Here is an 8,044-nt window from a genome sequence, read left to right as displayed (position 1 = left end):
GGCGGCCCAGGTGTACGTCTGCCGCCCGCCGGACGAGACGCCGACCGGGAAGTATCTGGGGACGGCGCACTTCCAGCGGCTGCTGCGGGAACCGCGCCGCATGTGTGCGGGCGTACGGATCAGGCGTCGTACAGATCGGCCTTCTTCGGCGCCGGGTCCTGCACCGCGCCGCTGACCGCCATGGACCGGCCGGCGAAGCGCTCGGTGTCCACGCCGTTCTCCGCCAGCACCTTCAGCGCCGCCGCGTGCGCCACCCGCAGGACCGGGGTCGCCGCGCGCATCGCGTCGTCCGCCATGAACCGGTGCCGCCACGGCTGCTCCGCCCAGGCGTGCCGCAGCCCGAAGGGCTCCGGCAGGACCAGCTTGCCGCCGAAGTACTCCAGCAGCGGCGGATACCAGGTGAGGGGGGCGCGGACCGCGAGCCGGACCACTTCCCTGGCCTCCACCAGCGGCAGGCTGATGTCCCGGGTCTCCCAGAACCGGATCGTCTTGCTCACGGTCTTGGTCTTCGGAGACGACTTGGTGGTGAACAGACCGTGCACCGGGCCCAGCGCGTGACCGGTGACCTCCACCCGCAGCGTCTCGTGGAGCACGGTCACCGTGATCATCATGGTGATCACCAGCTGGCCGTCCCAGAGCGTGAACTGCACCCCGAGATAGTGCCGGTTGCCGCTGCCGAACTGGTCGTGGTTGCAGATCCGCTGTATCTCGTGCGGCTTGACCTGGAACGCCTCGACGTCCTGGCCGTCCGGCCGGGACACCCCGCCCGCGCCCTCGGCGACCGGCGTGACGATCCAGTGCTTCACCGACGGGGTGGGGAAGCCGCCCGAGTTCAGCGGACCGCGTTCCAGCAGCTTCAGCCGGTCGTGGATCGCCCGTATCACGTCCCAGCTGCGGAACTGGTTGATCTCCTTGCCCGCCTCCTTGGGGACCAGCTCCTCGGCCATCTGCCAGCTGCCCCACCGGGTGCCCATGCCGAGTATCCCCTTGGGGCCCGCGTAGAAGACCGAGTTGGCCTGCTGCTCGGCGGAGAGCTTCTCCAGCCCCTGGCGCAGCTCCTCACGGGCCGTCTCGTTCGGGTTGCCCGGTACGGCCTCGGGCACCTTCGCCGCGATCCCGCCGCCCGACAGCAGCCCGTCCCAGCGGGCGCGCATGTCGACGGCCGACTGCTCGCAGATCCGCTTGGCCAGGAACCACCCCACCACCGGGGCGACGATGGCGCCCCGGACGTACCAGCCCAGTATCCCGGCCAGCGGCAGCTTGATCAGCAGCACCACGGCCGCCAGACCGAGCACCACCAGCAGCGCCGTGCCCATCGCGCCCGCCCGCTTGTCCTGCGCCCCGGCCAGCGTCCTGCGGAGCTGGAAGACACCCATCCACAGCAGCATCCCGGGCAGGAAGAGCAGCCCGAAGACGGCCGTGATGATCGTCAGTTTGGTGTCGCGCTCCTTGCGGAGCCCGCTCGCCGCCAGACAGTGCTCCACGATCGTCCGGGCGTCGGTGCCGAAGGACTGGATCAGCGCGCCGCGCCCGCCGCCGAGCGTACGGACCTGCACCGCCCGGGAGAACGCCTCCCCGAGATTCGGCTCGAAGAGGGAGATCCGCCCCTTCTTCACCTCCGACTTGTGCCACTCGTTGTTGGCGTCGAGGATCTGCTCGACCGGGCTGTCGCGGTACGCCGCCGACGCCAGGGCGTTCGTCGCGGCCGTCTGCCCCGCCGAACCCTGGATCGGGATCTGCGCCCCGGGTGAGAAATCGAATCCGTCCGCCACTACCGCCCCCAACGCCCCGTCGCCGCCGCCTGCCGCTCTGCAGCGGCCCATTCCCAACTGCCCTGATCCGCACACCTGCTGAACTGGGCACCTCAGCGTATCCGGGGCGTAGGCGCTTCGTCACGGGAGCGCGGAATCGGCCGGATCCGTCCGCCGGAGCCGCCGGAGACCGCCCGGTGCGCCCCGGGGACCACCGGGCGCACGCCCGGTGGTCCACCGCCACCGGACGGCCGCCCGGCGCGCCTGCCGGGGATCGTGCCAGCTCCCCGGGGGCGCACATCCCCGACGGGCGCCCGCGTCCCGGTACGGAACCGCCGTCGCGCGCCGTCCGCACGGCGCGCACCCGGAGCGCGCGATGCCTCGCGCGCCCCGGGCCGGGTGCGTCGCGTCCGCCCGCCGTACGCCGTCCCGGCAGGAGCCGGATTCCGTACGGCGCGAGGGCCGGGCGACCCGGCCGGAGGGCGCCCGGGCCACGGCCTCCGGCCCCGTACGGCCGACGGGTCCCGCCGGGCGCCCGGGACCGGGTCCCGTACTCGGTGCCGCCGCGGCCTCGGGCGGGCCGGGTACCGGTCGCCGGGCCCGGCCCAGGGCCCGCTCACGCGGCCGGGCGCGGGGGAGCGGGGCAGGCGGCCGGGCCCGCCGCGTGAGGCGCTACTTGGCCGGGGCCGGATCTCCGGTCTCCGCCCGCAGCCGGTCCGCGATCTGCTGCGGCATCGGCTCGTGCCGGGCGTACGAGCGGCTGAACCGGCCCGTACCGTGCGAGACCGACCGCAGATCGACCGCGTACCGCCCGATCTCGATCTCCGGCACCTCGGCCCTGACCAGCGTCCTGCCCCCGGCGGACTGCTCCGTACCGACGACCCGGCCGCGTCGCCCCGACAGATCGCTCATCACCGGCCCGACGTACTCGTCCGCGACCAGCACGGCCACCTCGGCCACCGGCTCCAGCAGATGGATCCGGGCGTCCGCCGCCGCCTCCCGCAGGGCCAGCGCGCCCGCCGTCTGGAACGCCGCGTCCGACGAGTCCACCGAATGCGCCTTGCCGTCGCGCAGGGTCACCCGGATGTCGACCAGCGGATACCCGGCCGCCACCCCGCGCGCCGCCTGGTTCCTGATCCCCTTCTCCACCGACGGGATGAACTGGCGCGGCACGGCACCGCCCACCACCTTGTCGACGAACTCGATCCCGGCCCCGGCGGGCAGCGGCTCCACGTCGATCTCGCAGATCGCGTACTGCCCGTGCCCGCCCGACTGCTTCACATGGCGGCCCCGGCCCGACGAAGGACCGCCGAACGTCTCCCGCAGGGCGACCCGGTGCGGGATCACGTCCACCTCGACGCCGTACCGGGTCCGCAGCCGCTCCAGCGCCACATCCGCGTGCGCCTCGCCCAGACACCACAGCACCAGCTGCCGGGTGTCCTGGTTCTGTTCGAGCCGCATCGCCGGATCCTCCGCGACCAGCCGGTTCAGCCCCTGCGACAGCTTGTCCTCGTCGGCCTTGCCGTGCGCCCGTACGGCCAGCGGCAGCAGCGCGTCCGGCATCAGCCAGGGCTCCATCAGCAGCGGATCGTCCCGGCCGGAGAGCGTGTCACCGGTCTCCGCCCGGCCCAGCTTCGCCACACACGCCAGATCGCCGGCGATGGCCCGGGGGAGCGGCCGCTGCTGCTTGCCGAACGGTACGGAGAGCGCGCCGACCCGCTCGTCCGCCTCGTGCAGGTCCTCCGGATCCCGGCCCCGGCCGTCGGCGCCGGGCCCGCAGACCCCCGACACATGGACCGGGGCGTCGGGCCGCAGGGTGCCGGAGAAGACCCGGACGAGGGAGATCCGGCCCACATAGGGATCCGACGACGTTTTGACGACCTCCGCCACCAGCGGCCCCTCCGGGTCGCACACCGGCCGGGGCCGCTCCGCGCCCTGCGGCGACGTCACCCGGGGACAGTCGGCCTCCAGCGGCGTCGGGAAGCCCCGGGTGATCAGCTCCAGCAGCTCGATCGTGCCGATGCCCTCCTTGGCCCCGTCGGCGGCGGGCGCCGCCGCCAGCACCGGATGGAAAGTGCCCCGGGCCACCGCCTTCTCCAGATCGTCGATCAGCGTCTTGACGTCGATGTCCTCCCCGGCGAGATACCGGTCCATCAGGGTCTCGTCCTCGCTCTCGGCGATGATCCCCTCGATCAGCCGGTTGCGGGCGTCCTCGATCACCGGCTCCTGCTCCGGACCGGGCGCCACCTCGGCCCGCCGGCCGCCGGAGTAGTCGTAGATCTTCCGGGTCAGCAGCCCGACCAGACCCGTGGTCGGGGTGTGCCCGTCGGGCCCGGGCTCCCCGTACTGCGGCAGATACAGCGGCAGTACGGCATCGGGATCGTCGCCGCCGAACAGCTCCGCGAGCACCCGGGTCAGCTCCTCGTACCCGGCCCGCGCGGTCTCCAGATGGGTGACGACGATCGCCCGCGGCATGCCCACCGCCGCGCACTCGTCCCACACCGCCCGGGTCGATCCGCCGATCGCGCCCGGCTCCTGCGCCGCCGAGACCACGAAGAGCGCCGCGTCCGCCGCGCGCAACCCGGCCCGCAGCTCACCGACGAAATCCGCGTAACCCGGGGTGTCCAGTAGATTGATCTTGTAGCCGTCCCATTCGAGCGGGACGAGCGAGAGCTGTACCGAACGCTGCTGGCGGTGTTCGATCTCGTCGTAGTCGGAGATCGTGCCGCCGTCCTCGACCCGGCCCGCCCGGTTCACCGCCCCGGTGGCCAGCGCCAGCGCCTCGACCAGGGTCGTCTTTCCCGAACCGCTGTGGCCGACCAGCACCACGTTCCGCACCGAAGAGGGCCGGTCGGCCGTAGTCGCCCGTCCGGCGGCTCCGGGGTGGTTGTTCGCCTTGTCGCCCATGAATCCTGCCTCCCGATCGATCGGAACGATGCGTCGATATCGCGATACGCCGTCTTCGGTGGTGTCCTGGCGGGCCTGCGGGGAAGAGCGCGGTGCCGGGGCCGCGGGCGGGGCGGCGAACGGGGCCGGAAGGGTTCGGGAGAGGGTCGGAGGGAGCCGCTCCGCGGTGCCCGCGGTCGTCCTTCGAGCTTTCCACCGACACCAGGGGACGTCCATACGTCGCGCGCCGCCGTCCGCCCTCCCCGGCTCCCGGCCGCCGTCCGGCGCCCTTCGGGGACCGCCCCGGCGGGGACGTACGGGAGCGGCCGGGGACCCCGGCCCGGGTGCCCGGCCGGTACCGGGCTCCGGTCGTGGCTACGATGGGGCGGCCGGTGGCCGTCGGGGCCGCGCGGCGGAACCGAACCCCGGGAAGGCCATGCTGAACAAGTACGCGCGTGCATTCTTCACGCGTGTCCTCACCCCGTTCGCCGCGTTTCTCCTCCGCCGCGGGGTGAGCCCCGACGCGGTCACCCTGATCGGCACGGCCGGAGTCGTCGCGGGCGCGCTGGTCTTCTTCCCGCGCGGCGAGTTCTTCTGGGGCACGATCGTCATCACCCTCTTCGTCTTCTCCGACCTGGTCGACGGCAACATGGCCCGCCAGGCCGGGATCTCCAGCCGCTGGGGAGCCTTCCTCGACTCCACCCTGGACCGGGTCGCCGACAGCGCGATCTTCGGCGGCTTCGCCCTCTGGTACGCGGGCAAGGGCGACGACGACGTCCTCTGCGCCGTGGCGATCTTCTGCCTGGCCAGCGGCCAGGTCGTGTCGTACACCAAGGCGCGCGGCGAGGCCATCGGACTGCCCGTGGCCGTCAACGGCCTGATCGAACGGGCCGAGCGGCTGGTGATCTCCCTGGTCGCCGCCGGACTCGCCGGACTCGGCGCCTTCGGCGTCCCCGGGATCGAGATCCTGCTGCCCATCGCCCTCTGGATCGTCGCCGTCGGCAGCGCCGTCACCCTCGGCCAGCGCGTGGTGACCGTCCGCCGGGAGTCCGCCGAGGCGGACGCGGCGGCCCGCGCGAGCGGCGACGGAGCCGAGGCCGCATGAGCGGCGCCGCACCCGTCACCGCGCGCGAACGGCTCGTGGACGGGATGTACGGACTCGGCTGGGGCGCCGTGAAGAAACTCCCCGAGCCCGTCGCCGCCCGGCTCGGCCGGACCATCGCCGACACCGCGTGGCGGCGGCGCGGCCCCGGTGTACTCCGGCTCGAATCCAACCTGGCCCGGGTCGTCCCGGACGCCGGGCCCGAGCGGCTGGCCGAACTGTCGAAGGCCGGGATGCGGTCGTACATGCGGTACTGGATGGAGTCCTTCCGGCTGCCCGCGTGGAGCACCGAGAAGGTCCGCCGCAGCGTCGTCATCCACGACGTGCACCGGCTGACCGACGGCATCGCCTCCGACCGGGGCGTCATCCTCGCCCTGCCGCACCTGGCCAACTGGGACCTCGCGGGCGTCTGGGTCACCCGCGTCCTGGAAACCCCCTTCACCACGGTCGCCGAACGGCTGAAGCCGGAATCCCTCTACGACCGCTTCGTCGCCTACCGGCAGAGCCTCGGCATGGAGGTCCTGCCGCACGCGGGCGGCTCCGCCTTCGGCACCCTCGCCCGGCGGCTGCGCGACGGCGGCCTCGTCTGTCTGGTCGCCGACCGCGATCTGTCCTCCTCCGGGATCGGCGTCGACTACTTCGGCGAGACCGCGCGGATGCCCGCGGGCCCGGCGCTGCTCGCCCAGCAGACCGGGGCGCTGCTGCTCCCGGTGACGCTCTGGTACGAGAACGACACCGCGATGCACGGCCGGGTCCACCCGCCGGTCGAGGTGCCCGGCTCAGGCACCCGGGCCGAGAAGACGTCCTCCATGACACAGGCCCTGGCGGACGTCTACGCCGCGGGGATCACCGAACACCCGGAGGACTGGCACATGCTGCAACGCCTGTGGGTCGCGGACCTGGAGCCGCGCCCGACGCCCGGGAGGCCCGGGGCGGCGGGCCCGTCCCGTCCCTCCGGCGCCGCCGACCCGGTGGCCCCCCGGGACGGCGGTGCGGCATGAGGATCGGCATCGTCTGCCCGTACTCCTGGGACGTCCCGGGCGGCGTCCAGTTCCACATCCGCGACCTGGCCGAACACCTCATCCGGCTCGGCCACGAGGTCTCCGTACTCGCCCCCGCCGACGACGACACCCCGCTCCCGCCGTACGTCGTCTCCGCCGGGCGGGCCGTACCCGTCCCGTACAACGGCTCCGTCGCCCGGCTCAACTTCGGTTTCCTGTCGGCCGCCCGGGTACGCCGCTGGCTCCACGACGGCACGTTCGACGTGATCCATATCCACGAACCCACCTCGCCGTCGCTGGGGCTGCTCGCCTGCTGGGCCGCGCAGGGCCCGATCGTGGCCACCTTCCACACCTCCAACCCCCGCTCCCGCGCCATGATCGCGGCGTATCCGATCCTCCAGCCCGCCCTGGAGAAGATCAGCGCGCGGATCGCGGTCAGCGAGTACGCCCGCCGCACCCTGGTCGAACACCTCGGCGGCGACGCCGTCACCATCCCCAACGGGGTCGACGTCTCCTTCTTCGAACGCGCCGAACCCCGGCCCGAATGGCAGGGCGGGCCCGACGGCGGGGTACTCGGCTTCATCGGCCGGATCGACGAACCCCGCAAGGGCCTCCCCGTCCTGATGAAGGCGCTCCCCGCGATCCTCGAAGCCCGCCCCGGCACCCGGCTGCTGGTCGCCGGACGCGGCGACGAGGAGGAGGCGGTGGCGTCCCTGCCGCGCGAGATCCGCTCCCGGGTGGAGTTCCTCGGCATGGTCAGCGACGAGGACAAGGCCCGGCTGCTGCGCAGCGTCGACGTCTACGTGGCACCCAACACCGGCGGCGAGAGCTTCGGGATCATCCTCGTCGAGGCGATGTCGGCGGGTGCGCCCGTCCTCGCCAGCGACCTCGACGCCTTCACCCAGGTACTCGACCAGGGCGCGGCGGGCGAACTCTTCGCCAACGAGGACCCCGACGCGCTGGCCACCGCGGCGATCCGGCTGCTCGGCGACGACAAACGCCGCGCGGAGCTGCGGGAACGCGGCCTCGCACACGTCCGGCGGTTCGACTGGTCGACGGTCGGGGCGGACATCCTGGGCGTCTACGAGACGGTGACGGCGGGCGCGGCGTCGGTCGCGACGGACGACCGCCCGGGGCTCCGCACCCGCCTGGGCCTCTCCCGCCGCGTCGCCTCCCGCTGAGGGGTTCACTCCGGGGGCGCCCGGGCCCGACGCGCCTCGGCCCTCCGGGGTACCGCCTCACATACCCGGGCCGCGCCCGGCAGCCCGATGTCGTCAGCGGTCTGCGGACCGCCCGTGGCCGTT

The 8,044-nt window shown here is 73.4% G+C and carries 5 protein-coding genes; 3 read left to right on the top strand and 2 right to left on the bottom strand.

From position 1 onward, the window contains the following. Nucleotides 1-119: 119 nt before the first annotated feature. Both ABZ714_RS11165 and ABZ714_RS11160 read right to left on the bottom strand, forming a co-directional pair. Nucleotides 120-1,823 carry a hypothetical protein gene (locus tag ABZ714_RS11165; protein ID WP_358824898.1) on the bottom strand — a complete coding sequence of 568 codons (1,704 nt, stop codon included), beginning with the start codon at nt 1,821-1,823 and terminating at the stop codon, nt 120-122. A 600-nt stretch (nt 1,824-2,423) separates the two neighbouring features. Then, entirely contained in the window at nt 2,424-4,658 is a 2,235-nt protein-coding gene (locus tag ABZ714_RS11160; protein ID WP_358824897.1) for an elongation factor G-like protein EF-G2, read from the bottom strand. A gap of 415 nt (nt 4,659-5,073) precedes the next feature. Between ABZ714_RS11160 and pgsA the strand changes: the two genes are divergently transcribed. The 3 genes from pgsA to ABZ714_RS11145 are packed head-to-tail and all read left to right on the top strand — an operon-like array spanning nt 5,074 to nt 7,921. Beyond that, entirely contained in the window at nt 5,074-5,742 is a 669-nt protein-coding gene (pgsA, locus tag ABZ714_RS11155) for a phosphatidylinositol phosphate synthase (protein WP_358824896.1), read from the top strand. Then, complete coding sequence (locus ABZ714_RS11150; protein WP_358824895.1) at nt 5,739-6,740, top strand: phosphatidylinositol mannoside acyltransferase; 1,002 nt, start codon at nt 5,739-5,741, stop codon at nt 6,738-6,740. Before pgsA ends, ABZ714_RS11150 begins: the two co-directional genes overlap by 4 nt. After that, nucleotides 6,737-7,921, top strand: a complete 1,185-nt coding sequence (locus ABZ714_RS11145) for a glycosyltransferase family 4 protein (RefSeq protein WP_358824894.1) — start codon at nt 6,737-6,739, stop codon at nt 7,919-7,921. Before ABZ714_RS11150 ends, ABZ714_RS11145 begins: the two co-directional genes overlap by 4 nt. The last annotated feature ends 123 nt before the right edge of the window (nt 7,922-8,044 follow it).

The sequence above is a fragment of the Streptomyces sp. NPDC006798 genome (assembly GCF_040635975.1).
Taxonomy (GTDB): domain Bacteria; phylum Actinomycetota; class Actinomycetes; order Streptomycetales; family Streptomycetaceae; genus Streptomyces.
The sequence above is the reverse complement of the archived record's forward strand: the minus strand, read 5'-3'. Positions and strand labels throughout refer to the sequence as shown.